Raw genomic sequence first — 14,563 nt, 5'->3', positions numbered from 1 at the left:
CACGCGTCGCACCGCGTACCGACGGCCGCGCCGTGGGGGCCTGCTGGTGGGTTCCCGCGGCGCGGCCGCGCCGTTCTCCGTGGGATGCGGGCGTCCCGCGTTGTCGGTGCGGTCGCGTAGGCTCGCAGGTGTCGTAGAAGAAGTGCTCCGCGATCCGCTGAGGGAGTGGGCCCCGTGCTCATCGACACCTACGGCCGGGTGGCCACCGACCTGAGGGTCTCGCTGACCGACCGCTGCAACCTGCGCTGCACGTACTGCATGCCCGAGGAAGGGCTGCAGTGGCTGGGCAAGACGGATCTGCTCACCGACGACGAGATCGTCCGCCTGATAGGCATCGCGGTCACCTCGCTCGGCGTCGAGGAGGTCCGCTTCACCGGCGGCGAGCCGCTGCTGCGCCCCGGCCTGGTCGGCATCGTCGAGCGCGTCGCCGCCCTGGAGCCGCGGCCCCGGATGTCCCTGACGACCAACGGCATCGGCCTCAAGCGCACCGCCCCGGCCCTGAAGGCGGCGGGCCTGGACCGCGTCAACGTCTCCCTCGACACCCTGCGCCCCGACGTCTTCAAGGCCCTCACCCGCCGCGACCGCCACCGGGACGTCCTGGAGGGCCTGACGGCCGCGCGCGAGGCCGGCCTCACCCCCGTGAAGGTCAACTCCGTGCTGATGCCGGGGCTCAACGACGACGAGGCCCCCGACCTGCTCGCCTGGGCCGTCGAGCACGACTACGAACTGCGGTTCATCGAGCAGATGCCCCTCGACGCCCAGCACGGCTGGAAGCGCGACGGCATGATCACCGCCGGGGACATCCTCGACTCCCTGCGCACCCGCTTCGACCTCACGCCCGAGGGCGACGAGGCCCGCGGCTCCGCCCCCGCAGAACGCTGGCTGGTCGACGGCGGCCCGCACCGCGTCGGCGTCATCGCCTCCGTCACCCGCCCGTTCTGCCGGGCCTGCGACCGCACCCGCCTCACCGCCGACGGGCAGATACGCACCTGCCTGTTCGCCACCGAGGAGACCGACCTGCGCACCGCCCTGCGCTCCGGCGCACCCGACGAGGAGATCGCCCGCCTGTGGAAGGCGGCCATGTGGGGCAAGAAGGCCGGCGCGGGCCTGGACGATCCCTCGTTCGTCCAGCCGGACCGGCCGATGTCCGCGATCGGCGGCTGACCGCGATCGGCGGCTCACCGCGTCCGCGGCGGGTCAGGACCCCTGTCGGGACTCCCACTGAGCGAGCAGGACGACGTCCTTCAGGAAGCCTCGCACGCCCAGGAACTGCGACAGATGCTCCCGGTGCTCCTCGCAGGCCAGCCAGGTCTTGCGCCGCTCCGGCGTGTGCAGCTTCGGGTTGTTCCACGCCAGCACCCACACGGCGTCGGCGCGGCAGCCCTTGGCGGAGCACACGGGGGTCTCGTCGGTCACGGTTCGTCTCACAGGTCCGTACAAAGGGCGACGCCGAGCAGCCACGGGGGGAGCTGCCCGGCGTCGGTCCGTCGCTCCGACGGGGGATGCGGAGCGCGTACGAAGTATGTCACGGGTAACCGTCCGCCGGGCACCGGAACGTCATGATTGATCTGAGCTTTTCCTGAGCTTTGTGCGCAGTGGGTCCTCGGCCTGCGCGTCGTCCACGCCGCCGGGTTCCTCCGCGTCCCCGCCCGGCGCCGGGGGAGGGGAGATCATCGGCGGATGGGGCACGGTCACGAACGTCGACGGCAGCCCCGGCGCGTTCTCCCGGCCCGCGTTCGCGACGACCACCGCGATATAGGGCAGCACCATGCCGAGCACCAGCCCGACGATCGCGACATGCCGCTCGACGTTCCACAGCACCGCCGCGAGGATCACCGAGAGGGTCCGCACCGACATCGAGATGATGTAGCGCCGCTCCCGCCCGCGGACGTCGTCGTGCAGCCCCTGCCGGGCGCCGGTGATCCGGTACACCTGGGCGTTCCCGCCGCCGCGCCGCTTCAGCATCGCCTTCCACCATCCGCCCGCATCGCGCTGTTCCCCCCGGACACCTCCACGGTACGCCGCCACCCCGCGCTCGCGGAGACCGGGGGCGTCCCCCGTTCGGCCGAGGCCGGCATGCGGCGCCGGGCGCCCCGGCCGAGACTGGGCGTAATGCTCACGCAGATCCGGACGAGGAGGCAGCCATGGGCTGGTTGTGGGCGATCATCGTGGGATTCGTGCTGGGCCTGATCGCCAAGGCGGTCATCCCGGGCAAACAGCACAGTCCCCTCTGGCTGACCACCATCTTCGGCATCCTGGGCGCCATCGTCGGCAACGCCGTGGCCCGGGGATTCGGCGTCGACGAGACGCCGGGCATCGACTGGAGCCGGCACATCTTCCAGCTGGTGGCCGCGATCGTCATCGTGTTCCTCGGCGACATGGTCTACATGGCGCTGCGCGGCAACCGGCGCCGGGCCTGAGCCACGCCGTACGGCGCGGGGGGCGTACGCCGTCCCCGGCGGCCGCCCCCGCGCCGGGCGTACGGGTGCTCAGCCGCCGGCGACCTCGACCGCGGCCAGGTTCTTCTTGCCCCGGCGCAGCACCAGCCAGCGGCCGTGCAGCAGGTCCTCGCGCGCGGGCACGGCGTCCTCGGAGACGACCTTGACGTTGTTCACGTAGGCGCCGCCCTCCTTCACCGTGCGGCGCGCGGCCGACTTGCTCGGCACCAGGCCGACCTCCGCGAACAGGTCCACCGCCGGGCCCAGCTCGGCCACCGTGACGTGGGGCACCTCGGACAGCGCCGCGGCGAGCGTCCGCTCGTCGAGACCGCCCAGTTCGCCCTGGCCGAACAGCGCCCGGGACGCGGCGATCACGGCGGCCGTCTGGTCGGCGCCGTGCACGAGCGTCGTCAGCTCCTCGGCCAGCGCCCGCTGCGCGGCGCGGGCCTGCGGCCGCTCCTCGGTCTGCTTCTCCAGCTCCTCGAGCTCCTCACGGGACCTGAAGGACAGAATCCGCAGGTAGCGCGAGATGTCCCGGTCGTCGACGTTCAGCCAGAACTGGTAGAACGCGTACGGCGTCGTCATCTCCGGGTCGAGCCAGACGGCGCCGCCCTCGGTCTTGCCGAACTTGGTGCCGTCCGCCTTCGTCATCAGCGGCGTCGCCAGCGCGTGCACGGTGGCGTCCGGCTCCAGCCGGTGGATCAGGTCGAGGCCGGCCGTGAGGTTGCCCCACTGGTCGCTGCCGCCCTGCTGGAGCGTGCAGCCGTAGCGCCGGTAGAGCTGCAGGAAGTCCATGCCCTGGAGCAGCTGGTAGCTGAACTCCGTGTAGCTGATGCCCTCGGAGGACTCCAGCCGCCGGGCGACCGACTCCTTCGTCAGCATCTTGTTGACGCGGAAGTTCTTGCCGATGTCGCGCAGGAACTCGATCGCGGAAAGGTTCTGCGTCCAGTCGAGGTTGTTGACCATCACGGCCGCGTTCTCGCCCTCGAAGGACAGGAACGGCTCGATCTGGCCGCGCAGCCGGTCGACCCAGCCGGCGACGGTCTCCGGGTCGTTGAGCGTGCGCTCCGCGGTCGGGCGGGGGTCGCCGATCAGGCCCGTCGCGCCGCCGACCAGGGCCAGCGGCCGGTGCCCGGCCTGCTGCAGCCGCCGTACGGTCAGCACCTGCACCAGATGCCCGACGTGCAGCGACGGCGCGGTCGGGTCGAAGCCGCAATAGAACGTGACGGGACCGTCCGCGAGCGCCTTGCGCAAAGCGTCCTCATCGGTGGACAGGGCGAACAGCCCCCGCCACTTCAGCTCGTCGACGATGTCCGTCACGGTTCTCGCGTCTCCTTGGATGATCTCTCGGGTGGCCCGGTGCGACACCGGGCCACGAACGACTACGAGGTTATACGCCCCGGCTGACAGAACTCATATTGAAATCCGGGATGCGCAGCGGGGGCATCGCGGCCCGGGTGAACCAGTCGCTCCACTCCCGCGGCAGCGTCTTCTCCGTGCGCCCCGCCTCGGTCGCCCGCCCCAGCAGCCCGACCGGCGACTCGTTGAACCGGAAGTTGTTCACCTCGCCGGTCACCTCGCCGTTCTCCACCAGGTAGACGCCGTCCCGGGTCAGGCCCGTCAGCAGCAGCGTCGCCGGGTCGACCTCGCGGATGTACCACAGGCACGTGAGCAGCAGCCCGCGCTCCGTGTCCGCGACCATGTCCGCCAGCGAGCGGTCCTCGCCGCCGTCGAGGACCAGGTTGTCGATGGACGGCGCGAGCGGCAGTCCGGTGAGCCCGGCGGTGTGCCGGGAGGTGAGCAGATGCCTCAGCTCTCCCTCGGCGACCCACTCGGTGGGGGCCAGCGGCAGGCCGTTGTCGAACACCGAGGAGTCGTCGCCGGAGGAGTGCGTCAGCACGAAGGGGGCGCACTCGAGGCCCGGCTCGTCGGGGTCGCTGCGCAGGGTCAGCGGCAGCTCGGTCAGCCGCTCGCCGACGCGGGTGCCGCCGCCCGGCTTGGAGAACACGGTGCGGCCCTCGACCGCGTCCCGGCCCGACGCCGACCACATCTGGTAGATCAGCAGGTCCGCCACCGCGGTCGGCGGCAGCAGCGTCTCGTACCGCCCGGCCGGCAGCTCGGTCCGGCGCTCGGCCCAGCCGAGGCGTACGGCCAGCTCAGCGTCCAGTGCCAGCGGGTCGACGTCCTTGAAGCCACGGGTCGAGCGGCCCGCCCACGCCGAGCGGGCGCGGTCCGGCGACTTGGCGTTCAGCTCCAGCGTCCCGTTCGGCTGGTCGTGCCGCAGCCGCAGCCCCGCGGAGGTCCCGAGATAGCTGGAGGTCAGCTCGTGGTGGGCGAACCCGTACAGCTCGCGTCCGCCGGCCCGCGCGCGGGCGAACGCCTCGCCGAGCGCCGGCGCGAAGTCGGCGAACACGGCGGACGACGTCTCGGCTGGCGCGTCCGTGAAGTCCGGGCTCGCACCGGCCCCGGTCACCAGGGGCTGCGCGTCCTCGGCGGGCCCCGCACCGCGCGCGGCGGCCTCGGCGGCCCGCACCAGCGGCTCCAGCTCGTCCACGGTCACCGCCGACCGTGACACCACGCCGGTCGCCGTACCTTCCTTGCCGTCGACGGTCGCGACGACGGTGAGGGTGCGTCCGCGCGTGACGCCGTTGGTGGTCAGCGCGTTGCCGGCCCAGCGCAGATTCGCCGTGGAGTGCTCGTCGGCGATCACGACGCAGCCGTCCGCCCGGGACAGTTCCAGGGCCCGCTCGACGATCTCGTGCGGCTTGTTGGCGGACACGCTCATCGACCGGCCTCCTGCGTCGTGTTCAGAATGTTGACGCCCCTGAAGAGGGCGGACGGGCAGCCGTGCGAGACGGCCGCGACCTGGCCCGGCTGGGCCTTGCCGCAGTTGAAGGCGCCGCCCAGTACGTACGTCTGCGGGCCTCCGACGGCCGCCATGGAGCCCCAGAAGTCGGTGGTCGTCGCCTGGTAGGCCACGTCCCGCAGCTGGCCGGTGAGCCGGCCGTTCTCGATCCGGAAGAAGCGCTGGCCCGTGAACTGGAAGTTGTAGCGCTGCATGTCGATGGACCACGACCGGTCGCCGACCACGTAGATGCCCCGGTCGACGCCTCCGATGAGGTCCTCGGTCGACATCCCGGCCGGGTCCGGCCGCAGTGAGACGTTGGCCATGCGCTGCACCGGCACGTGCGCGGGGGAGTCCGCGAACGCGCAGCCGTTGGACCGCTCGAACCCGGTGAGCCGCGCGATCCGCCGGTCCAGCTGGTAGCCGACCAGCGTGCCGTCCTTCACCAGGTCCCACGACTGCGCCTCGACGCCCTCGTCGTCGTAGCCGACGGTGGCCAGGCCGTGCTCGGCGGTGCGGTCGCCGGTGACGTTCATCAGCTCGGAGCCGTATTTCAGCTTGCCGAGCCGGTCGAACGTCGCGAACGAGGTGCCCGCGTAGGCGGCCTCGTAGCCGAGCGCGCGGTCGAGTTCGGTGGCGTGCCCGATGGACTCGTGGATGGTCAGCCACAGGTTGGACGGGTCGACCACCAGGTCGTACAGCCCCGGCTCCACGCTCGGCGCGCGCATCTTCCCGGCGAGCAGCTCCGGCAGCTCGGCCAGCTCCGCGTCCCAGTCCCAGCCGGTGCCCGTCAGGTACTCCCAGCCGCGCCCGACCGGCGGGGCGATGGTCCGCATCGAGTCGAACTCGCCGCTGGAGTCGTCCACCGAGACGGCCGTCAGCTGCGGATGCAGCCGCACCCGCTGCTGCGTGGTCACCGTCCCGGCCGTGTCGGCGTAGAACTTGTTCTCGTGCACGGTGAGCAGCGAGGCGTCGACGTGGTCGACCCCGTCGGCCGCCAGGAGCCGCCCGCTCCACTCGGCCAGCAGCCCGGACTTCTCCTCGTCCGGCACCGTGAACGGGTCGATCTCGTACGACGAGACCCAGGTCCTGTCCGCGTGCACGGGCTCGTCGGCCAGCTCCACGCGCTCATCGGACCCGGCCGCCCGGATCACCTGGGCCGACAGCTTCGCCATCGCCACCGCCTGCGAGGCGACCCGTGCCGCCGCGTCCATCGTCAGGTCCACGCCCGACGCGAAACCCCAGGTTCCGCCGTGGACGACGCGGACCGCGTAGCCGAGGTCCGTGGTGTCCGACGAGCCGGACGGCTTGCCGTCCCGCAGCCGCCAGGACGCGCTGCGCACCCGCTCCAGCCGGAAGTCGGCGTGCTCCGCCCCGAGCGCACGCGCGCGTGCCAGCGCGGCGTCCGCCAGGGCGCGTAGCGGGAGCGCCAGGAATGACTGATCGACTTCGTGGGGCACGAGTGGGATCCCTTCGAGGTGCTCTCCTGCGATGGCCGTCACCGGCAGTGAATCATGGCTCGCAGGCGGGCTTCCGCCGAAAATCCGGGATCGACCGGTCCGGCCCGCCGGTCAGGGCGCGGCGATCGTCGCGACGACGGCGATGATCACGAAGATGGCGAGGAACGAGCCGAAGACGAGCAGCATCTTCTTCTGGCCGTTGCGGGGGTTCGGGTCGAGCACAGGCATACGGCAAGTCTCGCACCCCCGCCGCGCAGCCGGCCCTCGGGGGTGTCAGCGGCGCGCCTCGTCCTCGACCGTGCGGTCCCGGCCGGCCAGGACGCCCACGGCCGTCTGCGGGATCATCAGCGCGGCCATCAGGGCCAGCGGCAGGCCCCAGCCGCCGCTGTGCTGGTAGAGCACGCCCACCAGGAGCGGACCGGGGATGGACAGCAGATAGCCGGCGCTCTGCGCGAAGGCCGACAGCTGGGCGACGCCCGCGCCCGTCCGGGCCCGCATGCCGACCATGGTCAGGGCCAGCGGGAAGGCGCAGTTGGACACGCCGAGCAGCACGGCCCACGCCCAGGCCCCGCCGGCGGGCGCGAGGTACAGGCCGGCGTACCCGGCGAGCCCGCAGGCGCCCAGCGCCACCACGATCGGGCCCTGGTGCGGCAGCCGGGTGGCCAGCCGCGGGATGACGAAGGCCAGGGGCACGCCCATCACCATGGTGACGGCGAGCAGCACCCCGGCCGTGCCGGCGGGCACGCCGGCGTCCCGGAAGATCTGCGCCATCCACCCCATGGTGACGTAGGCGCCGGTGGCCTGGAGGCCGAAGAACACCGCAAGAGCCCAGGCGGTGCGGCTGCGGGTGATCCGCAGGGCGGGCGCGGGCGCGGGCGCGGACGGCAGCTCGGCGGCCGGTTCCCGGTCCCGTGCGAACGCCAGCCACGGCGCCACGGCGGCCCCGGCGAGTCCCGCCCACACCGCGAGACCCGAGCGCCAGTCGCCGCCGAGGGCGTCGGTCACGGGCACGGTGACCGCGGCGGCCGTCGCGGTGCCGAGGGCGAGGGCCATGGAGTAGAGGCCGGTCATGGTGCCGACCCGGTCGGGGAAGCGGCGCTTGACGATGACCGGCATCAGGACGTTGGCGACCGCGATGCCGGCCAGCGCGAGGGCGGTGGCGGCGAGGAAGCCGGCCGTGCCGCCGGCGTAGGGGCGCACCAGCAGGCCGGCGGCGATGGCCGTCATGCCGGCGCACACCACCGCCCCCGCCCCGAAGCGGCGGGCCAGACGCGGGGCGGTGACGCCGAAGACGGCGAAGCACAGCGGCGGCACCGAGGTCAGCAGCCCGGCCACGCTGCCGCTCATGCCGAGCCCTTCACTCACCTCCTCCAGCAGGGCGCCGAGGCTGGTGATGGCGGGGCGGAGGTTCAGGGCGGCCAGGACGATGGCGACGACGGTCAGCCGGGCCGCCCACGCGCGCGGGGCGCCGGCCGCCCGGTGCGCCGGACCCCTGCCGGCCGTGCCGCCCGGTCCGCCTGCCGCACTCGATCCGCGCGATCCGTCCGTCCTGGGTGTCCGGGTCCCGAGCGTCCGTGTCCCGAACGTCCGGGTCCTGAGCATCCGGGTCCTGGGTATCCGGCTCGTACGGTTTCCTTGCTCGCCATGTCAGCCATCATAGAATCATGGGATGATTGGGTGACCATCCCCCGTGCGGCCGGCGGCCGCCCGGTCCGTGCAAAGGTGTGCCATGGCCCTGAGTCACCCCCGCCGCTCGGCCCTGTCCGAGCAGGTCATCGCCGAGCTGCGCACCCAGATCACCTCCGGCGAATGGCCCGTCGGCTCCCGCATCCCGACCGAGACCGAGCTGGTCGAACAGCTCGGAGTCGCCCGCAACACGGTCCGCGAGGCCGTCCGCGCCCTCGCCCACAACGGGCTCCTGGACATCCGCCAGGGCTCCGGCACCTACGTCGCGGCCACCAGCGAGCTGGCGGGCGTCATGCACCGCCGGTTCGCCGACGCGGACCCCCGGCACATCGCCGAGCTGCGCTCCGCCCTGGAGTCGGCCGCGGCGCGGCTGGCCGCCGAACGGCGCACCGAACGGGACCTCGGACAGCTCGACGCCCTGCTGAGACGGCGGGAGGAGGCCTGGGAGTCCGGTGACAGGGAGGAGTTCGTCACCGCCGACGCCACCTTCCACCTGGCCGTCGTGGCCGCCTCGCACAACGACGTCATGACCGAGATGTACGCCGACCTCGGCGAGGTGCTGCGCGACTGGCTCCGCGACGACATCGGCGACGAGCTGACGCCGGAGACCTACCAGGAGCACGCCCGGCTGCTGGACGCCATCCGCGCGGGCGACGCGGAGACGGCGGCGGCCGTGGCCGCGGGCTACCCCTTCCTGTGCCGGTTCAGCTCCCCCGGTTCTGGTGGCTGACCCAGGCCGAGCGCACTTCCTTCCAGCAGCGGCCGGTCAGCCGTACCGTCGTGGCCGGCCCCGCGTCCACGGGCGCGCTGTCGGTGTCGAGGTCCCACCACCGGTCGCACTCGATGTGCAGGCGGACCCGGTCGGTGTCCACATAGGGGTTGTGACAGCGGGCGACCACCCGCGAGCCCCGCACGCTCGTGCCGCATTCGGCGCCGAACGGCGCCGGGGAGGGTGCGGAGGCGGGCCGGGCCGGAATCCCGGCCGGTACGCGCGCGTGGTCGAGGACGTCGTACGGCAGGGACGCGGTGAGGGCCACGGCGGCGGTCACTGAGGCCAGTTGGCGAAGCAGGCGCACAAGGGGGGACCTCCTCGGCCGTGCTGGGGAGGGACGCGTGGGTGAACGCGTAATCCAGAGTGCCCAGTTGTCCCCCTCCTCCGCTCGGCCGGTTGGGCCGAACGGGCGACGCCCCGTTCCCCGCGCGCGGCGGGGAACGGGGCGTTTCGCGAGACCCGGGGGCGCTACGCGCCGATGGCGTGCAGACCGCCGTCCACGTGGATGATCTCGCCCGTGGTCTTCGGGAACCAGTCGCTCAGCAGCGCCACGACGCCGCGGCCGGCAGGCTCCGGGTCCTTCAGGTCCCACTCCAGCGGGGCGCGGGTGTCCCAGACGGACGCCAGCTCGGCGAAGCCCGGGATGGACTTCGCGGCCATCGAACCGATCGGGCCCGCCGAGACGAGGTTGCAGCGGATGTTCTGCTTGCCCAGGTCACGGGCCATGTAGCGGCTGGTGGCCTCCAGCGCCGCCTTGGCCGGGCCCATCCAGTCGTACTGCGGCCACGCGTACTGCGCGTCGAAGGTCAGGCCGACGACCGAACCGCCGTTCTGCATCAGCGGCAGGCAGGCCATCGTGAGCGACTTCAGCGAGTACGCCGAGACGTGCATCGCCGTGGCGACGGACTCGAACGGCGTGTTCAGGAAGTTGCCGCCGAGCGCGTCCTGCGGGGCGAAGCCGATGGAGTGCACGACGCCGTCCAGGCCGCCCAGCTCCTCGCCGACCAGGTCCGCGAGCCGCCCGAGGTGCTCGTCGTTGGTGACGTCCAGCTCGATGACCTTGGTGGGCTTCGGCAGCTTCCTGGCGATGCGCTCGGTCAGCGTGGGCCGCGGGAACGCGGTCAGGATGATCTCCGCACCCTGCTCCTGGGCCAGCCTCGCGGTGTGGAAGGCGATGGAGGACTCCATCAGCACACCGGTGATCAGGACGCGCTTGCCCTCGAGAATTCCGCTCATGGTGATCAGTGACCCATTCCCAGTCCGCCGTCAACGGGAATGACGGCTCCAGTGATGTACGAGGCGTCGTCCGAGGCGAGGAACCGCACCGTCGCGGCGATCTCCTCGGGGCGCGCGTACCGGCCGAGCGGCACCTGCGCGACGATGCCCGCGCGCTGCTCCTCGGACAGTGCCTGGGTCATGTCGGTGTCGACGAAGCCCGGCGCGACGACGTTGAAGGTGATGTTGCGCGAACCCAGCTCACGGGCGAGGGAACGGGCGAAGCCGACCATCGCGGCCTTGGAGGCGGCGTAGTTCGCCTGCCCCGCGGAACCGAGCAGCCCGACGACGGACGAGATGAGGACGACGCGGCCCTTCTTGGCCCGCAGCATGGCACGGTTGGCCCGCTTGACGACCCGGAAGGTGCCGGTGAGGTTGGTGTCGACGACCGAGGTGAAGTCCTCCTCGGACATGCGCATCAGGAGCTGGTCCTTGGTGATGCCGGCGTTGGCGATCAGCACCTCGACCGGGCCGTGTTCGGCCTCGATCTCCTTGTATGCCTGCTCCACCTGCTCGGAGTCGGTGATGTCGCACTTGACCGCGAGAAAGCCGGCCGGCGGCTCACCCGAGCGGTACGTGATCGCGACCTTGTCGCCGGTGTCGGCGAAAGCGCGGGCGATGGCGAGGCCGATGCCCCGGTTGCCTCCGGTGACGAGAACCGAGCGGCTCAACGGATCACCCTTTCGATTGCGGTCGGATTCCCCCGCCCGAACACCTGGATGACAGGCGGCTTCCTACCAGAACCTATCGGGCGGCCCCCGCCCCGGGACATTCGGGCACCGACAGCGGCGCACCCGGTGACCTGTCGGATTCCTACAGTCGGCCGCGCATGGGCCGCGCCGTGGCCGCGCTCTTGAGGCGCCCTCGGCGCGAGCGGGGAGGGTGGGGGTAGCCCCCCTGTCCCCTAGGGGGCCAGGGTCAGGGTCGAGTGGGTGGATCACCGGATGGGTTCGCGCCCGCCGGTTCCGTACCTTCGAAGCGTGGCCGCAGGAGGCGGTCACGACCCGCTCGAGGACGGACCCCCGGAGGCATCATGTCGGCCAGCACCCACCCCCGCCCCCACCCGGCGAACACGGGCCGCGTCGACATCCGTCTGCCCTGGTGGGCGCTGGCGCTGCCCGCGCTCGCCTTCGGCGTCCTGCTCGCGATGATGATGAACCCCGCCGAGGCCCACGCCGCGGGCGAGGAGCCCGTCGTCGCCCACCTCGTCGAGCGCGTCCAGCAGCTCATAGCCCACTGAGGACGGGCGGAGCCGCCCGCCAACTACCCGCGCCCGATGGCTCGTTTTCTGCGAAGCTGGGACCCATGAGCGTCGCAGAACCCCGCAGGATTGTCCTCTTCCGGCATGCGAAGGCCGACTGGCCCCAGGTGAACGACCACGAGCGGCCGCTCGCCGAGCGGGGGCGCATGGACGCCGCCGTCGCCGGGCGCAAGCTGGCCGACTCCGGGATCCCCTTCGACCTGGCCCTGTGCTCCACCGCGACCCGGACCAGAGAGACGTGGAAACTGGCCGTGCAGGAGTTCCCGCACCGGCCGAAGACCGTCTACGAGGAGCGGATCTACGAGGCCTCGCCCGGCGAGCTGATCTCCGTGGTCAACGAGACTGCCGACGACGTCCACAACATCCTGCTCATCGGCCACAACCCCGGCATCCAGGGGCTCGCCGAGGTGCTGTCCGGCTCGGCCGAACCCGAGCCCCGCGAGCGGATGACCCGACGCGGCTTCCCGGCCGCCGCCTTCGCCGTGCTGTCCTTCACCGGCCCCTGGAAGTCCCTGGAGCCCGGCGTCGCCACCCTGCTCGACTACTGGGCCCCGTCCGAGTGACGACGCCGCGTCCCCGGGCCGTCCTCGTCTCCGGGACCGCTCAGGGACGCGGCCGGTCAGCTCTCCTCGTGCGCGTCCGCCGCCTCGACCTCTTCGCGGGTGACGCCCAGCAGATACAGCACCGTGTCCAGGAACGGCACGTTCACCGCCGTGTGCGCGGCCTCCCGCACCACCGGCTTGGCATTGAAGGCGACGCCGAGACCCGCCGCGTTCAGCATGTCCAGGTCGTTCGCGCCGTCGCCGATGGCCACCGTCTGGGCCAGGGGCACGCCCGCCTCGGCCGCGAACCGGCGCAGCAGCCGTGCCTTGCCCGCCCGGTCGACGATCTCGCCGGTGACCCGGCCGGTGAGCCTGCCGTCGACGATCTCCAGCGTGTTGGCCTGCGCGAAGTCCAGGCCGAGGCGCTCCTTGAGGTCGTCGGTGACCTGGGTGAACCCGCCGGAGACCACGCCGACTTGGTAGCCGAGTCGTTTCAGCGTGCGAATCAGCGTGCGCGCGCCGGGCGTCAGCCGCACCTCGCTGCGCACCTTGTCCACCACGGAGACGTCCAGCCCCTTCAGCAGCGCCACGCGCGCGTGCAGCGACTGCTCGAAGTCCAGCTCGCCCCGCATCGCGGCGGCCGTCACCTCGGCGACCTCGGCCTCGCAGCCGGCGTGCGCCGCGAACAGCTCGATCACCTCGTCCTGGATGAGCGTGGAGTCCACGTCCATCACGACCAGGCGCTGCGCCCGCCGGTGCAGGCCCGCCGAGACGACCGCGACGTCCACGCCGAGCGCCGCCGCGTCGGTCACCAGGGCGGTGCGCAGCGGCTCCGTCTCCACGCCGGACACCGCGAACTCGACCGCCGTCACCGGGTACTTGGCGAGCCGGAAGATGCGGTCGATGTTGCCGCCGGCCCGGGTGATGCGGCCGGCGATCGACGCCGTCGCCTCCGCGGTGAGCGGGTGTCCGAGGACGGTCACCAGGGACCGGCCGAGACCGCGCGGGCGGTTGTCGCCGCGGCCGGAGATGATCTCCGCCTGCATCTTCATCGACTCCGCCCAGCTGTGGACGGTGGCCCGCAGATCGCCCTCCTGCCCGCGCGGCGGCTCGGTCACGAGCGCGCACAGCACGATCCGGCCACGGGTGACGACCTGCTCGATGTCGACCACGTCGACGGAGTAGGCGGCGAGGGTGTCGAAGAGTCCGGCCGTGATGCCCGGCCTGTCCTTGCCGAAGATCTTCACAAGGAGAGTGGGGACGTCAGAGGTCTGCGAAGCGCTCATGGTGTTCCCACGGTAACCGGCACGCAGTGCCCGCCGCCCGCGAGGTCCGCCTGCCGGACACGGAACACTGCATAACACTGGGTGGCGCCCGAGTGGCGTGCATCCGACGGCGTGGTTCACCGCTGCGGGGCTCGGGCGCCGACGCCGGGAGGGCTCGGGGATCACGCCGGTGCGGCTCAGGACCCGCGCCCGAGGGCTCAAGGTCCACGCCGGGGCGGGCGTGGTGGCGGGGGCGGGCCGTCGCCGGGGGAGGCGGGCGGCCGAGGCGGTTGCTCGGGCGGGGGTTCAGGGGCCGCATGAGGGTGAGGGTGCCGTGCACGTCGACGCCGGCAGGTCGCCGAGGCCCAGTGCGCCCCGCCGAGCGCGACGACGCCGTGCCCGGCCCGCGTCACCGCGCCCAGCGCCGCCGCGAACAGGGCGATCACCGCCCCCGCCCGCGCGACGAGTGTCGGCCGCCGTGATGCCGACCCCCGCCCGCCGCAAGGACCGCAGGAAGAACCGGGACAGGAGCAGCGCACCGGTCAGGCCGACCCCCAGTGGCGTGATCTCGACGGCCGTGGCGGCCTCGGCGCCGTCGAGCCCGAACACGGACACCGCGCCGGACGACGTCACCGAACCGCCCGCCCCGAGCGCCACCACGGCCGCGGTCATCGGCCCCGCAGAGCCCTCCACGCCCCCCGCATCCGACGCCCCCGCACCGGACGCGTCCGCCTCCAGCAGCCGCAGCCCGAGCGCCGCGGCGCCCGCCATCGCGGCCACCGCCCAGCTCACCGAGCCCGTCGCGGACAGCAGCACCTCACCCCACGGCACGCGCCGGCCGCGCCCCACCACCGTCCCCCCCCCCGCCGGTCGAAGCGCTCATGGCGGACCCCCCGATCCGCGGCGCGGCCGGCCGCCGCTCATGTCCCCCTCGCGGGGATTACCACTCTCCGGCCCGATATCACCCCCGTCGACGGCGCGCGGGGAAACACCCTCGCGCCGTCTTCACAAGGCCCGGC

The 14,563-nt window shown here is 72.6% G+C and carries 17 protein-coding genes; 5 read left to right on the top strand and 12 right to left on the bottom strand.

Going from position 1 to position 14,563, the window contains the following annotated elements; translation table 11 throughout:
• Positions 1-174 precede the first annotated feature (174 nt).
• Entirely contained in the window at positions 175-1,164 is a 990-nt protein-coding gene (gene moaA / locus ABZY13_RS21230) for a GTP 3',8-cyclase MoaA (protein ID WP_356632958.1), read from the top strand.
• 33 nt (positions 1,165-1,197) lie between these two features.
• Here moaA and ABZY13_RS21225 read toward each other — a convergent pair whose 3' ends face one another.
• Together ABZY13_RS21225 and ABZY13_RS21220 are read right to left on the bottom strand one after the other, a co-directional pair.
• Positions 1,198-1,416, bottom strand: a complete 219-nt coding sequence (locus ABZY13_RS21225; protein WP_356632956.1) for a hypothetical protein — start codon at positions 1,414-1,416, stop codon at positions 1,198-1,200.
• Positions 1,417-1,557: 141 nt separating this feature from the next.
• A complete protein-coding gene (locus ABZY13_RS21220) occupies positions 1,558-1,965 on the bottom strand; it encodes a DUF3099 domain-containing protein (RefSeq protein ID WP_356632954.1) in 408 nt (135 codons plus the stop codon).
• Positions 1,966-2,144: 179 nt separating this feature from the next.
• Here ABZY13_RS21220 and ABZY13_RS21215 point away from each other — a divergent pair, with 179 nt between their 5' ends.
• Positions 2,145-2,420: a GlsB/YeaQ/YmgE family stress response membrane protein gene (locus ABZY13_RS21215; protein ID WP_356632952.1), complete on the top strand. Its 276-nt coding sequence runs from the start codon at positions 2,145-2,147 to the stop codon at positions 2,418-2,420.
• Positions 2,421-2,489: 69 nt separating this feature from the next.
• Here the strand turns inward: ABZY13_RS21215 and tyrS are convergent, their stop codons facing one another.
• The 5 genes from tyrS to ABZY13_RS21190 all read right to left on the bottom strand — a co-directional run bounded on the left by tyrS (position 2,490) and on the right by ABZY13_RS21190 (position 8,345).
• On the bottom strand, positions 2,490-3,758 hold the full coding sequence (gene tyrS, locus ABZY13_RS21210; protein ID WP_356632950.1) for a tyrosine--tRNA ligase: 1,269 nt from the start codon (positions 3,756-3,758) through the stop codon (positions 2,490-2,492).
• Between the two features lie 70 nt (positions 3,759-3,828).
• Positions 3,829-5,223, bottom strand: coding sequence for a metallopeptidase TldD-related protein (locus tag ABZY13_RS21205; protein ID WP_356632948.1), 1,395 nt, complete (start codon positions 5,221-5,223; stop codon positions 3,829-3,831).
• Positions 5,220-6,743, bottom strand: a complete 1,524-nt coding sequence (locus ABZY13_RS21200) for a TldD/PmbA family protein (protein WP_356632946.1) — start codon at positions 6,741-6,743, stop codon at positions 5,220-5,222. The genes ABZY13_RS21205 and ABZY13_RS21200 overlap by 4 nt, the downstream gene beginning before the upstream one ends.
• Before the next feature lie 111 nt (positions 6,744-6,854).
• Positions 6,855-6,971, bottom strand: a complete 117-nt coding sequence (locus ABZY13_RS21195) for an SGM_5486 family transporter-associated protein (protein WP_356632944.1) — start codon at positions 6,969-6,971, stop codon at positions 6,855-6,857.
• A 45-nt stretch (positions 6,972-7,016) separates the two neighbouring features.
• Positions 7,017-8,345, bottom strand: coding sequence for an MFS transporter (locus tag ABZY13_RS21190; protein WP_356632942.1), 1,329 nt, complete (start codon positions 8,343-8,345; stop codon positions 7,017-7,019).
• A gap of 127 nt (positions 8,346-8,472) precedes the next feature.
• On the opposite strand from ABZY13_RS21190, the gene ABZY13_RS21185 reads away from it, so the two are divergent.
• Complete coding sequence (locus tag ABZY13_RS21185; RefSeq protein WP_356632940.1) at positions 8,473-9,159, top strand: FadR/GntR family transcriptional regulator; 687 nt, start codon at positions 8,473-8,475, stop codon at positions 9,157-9,159.
• Here ABZY13_RS21185 and ABZY13_RS21180 read toward each other — a convergent pair.
• The 3 genes from ABZY13_RS21180 to fabG all read right to left on the bottom strand — a co-directional run bounded on the left by ABZY13_RS21180 (position 9,134) and on the right by fabG (position 11,147).
• Positions 9,134-9,505, bottom strand: a complete 372-nt coding sequence (locus ABZY13_RS21180) for a hypothetical protein (protein WP_356632938.1) — start codon at positions 9,503-9,505, stop codon at positions 9,134-9,136. The genes ABZY13_RS21185 and ABZY13_RS21180 overlap by 26 nt on opposite strands.
• 164 nt (positions 9,506-9,669) lie before the next feature.
• Positions 9,670-10,437, bottom strand: coding sequence for an enoyl-ACP reductase FabI (gene fabI / locus ABZY13_RS21175; protein WP_356632936.1), 768 nt, complete (start codon positions 10,435-10,437; stop codon positions 9,670-9,672).
• Between the two features lie 5 nt (positions 10,438-10,442).
• Positions 10,443-11,147, bottom strand: coding sequence for a 3-oxoacyl-[acyl-carrier-protein] reductase (fabG, locus tag ABZY13_RS21170; RefSeq protein WP_356632934.1), 705 nt, complete (start codon positions 11,145-11,147; stop codon positions 10,443-10,445).
• A gap of 362 nt (positions 11,148-11,509) precedes the next feature.
• Here fabG and ABZY13_RS21165 point away from each other — a divergent pair, with 362 nt between their 5' ends.
• The gene (locus ABZY13_RS21165; protein ID WP_356632932.1) at positions 11,510-11,716 is read left to right on the top strand and encodes a hypothetical protein; all 207 of its coding nucleotides are present in this window, start codon (positions 11,510-11,512) and stop codon (positions 11,714-11,716) included.
• Between the two features lie 65 nt (positions 11,717-11,781).
• Positions 11,782-12,300, top strand: a complete 519-nt coding sequence (locus ABZY13_RS21160) for a histidine phosphatase family protein (RefSeq protein ID WP_356632930.1) — start codon at positions 11,782-11,784, stop codon at positions 12,298-12,300.
• A 56-nt stretch (positions 12,301-12,356) separates the two neighbouring features.
• On the opposite strand, the gene serB is transcribed toward ABZY13_RS21160, so the two are convergent.
• A complete protein-coding gene (gene serB / locus ABZY13_RS21155) occupies positions 12,357-13,565 on the bottom strand; it encodes a phosphoserine phosphatase SerB (protein WP_356632928.1) in 1,209 nt (402 codons plus the stop codon).
• 285 nt (positions 13,566-13,850) lie between these two features.
• Complete coding sequence (locus ABZY13_RS21150; RefSeq protein ID WP_356632926.1) at positions 13,851-14,375, bottom strand: streptophobe family protein; 525 nt, start codon at positions 14,373-14,375, stop codon at positions 13,851-13,853.
• Positions 14,376-14,563 lie beyond the last annotated feature (188 nt).

The organism is Streptomyces sp. NPDC006610 (assembly GCF_040611575.1).
Lineage (GTDB): Bacteria > Actinomycetota > Actinomycetes > Streptomycetales > Streptomycetaceae > Streptomyces.
The sequence above is the reverse complement of the archived record's forward strand: the minus strand, read 5'-3'. Positions and strand labels throughout refer to the sequence as shown.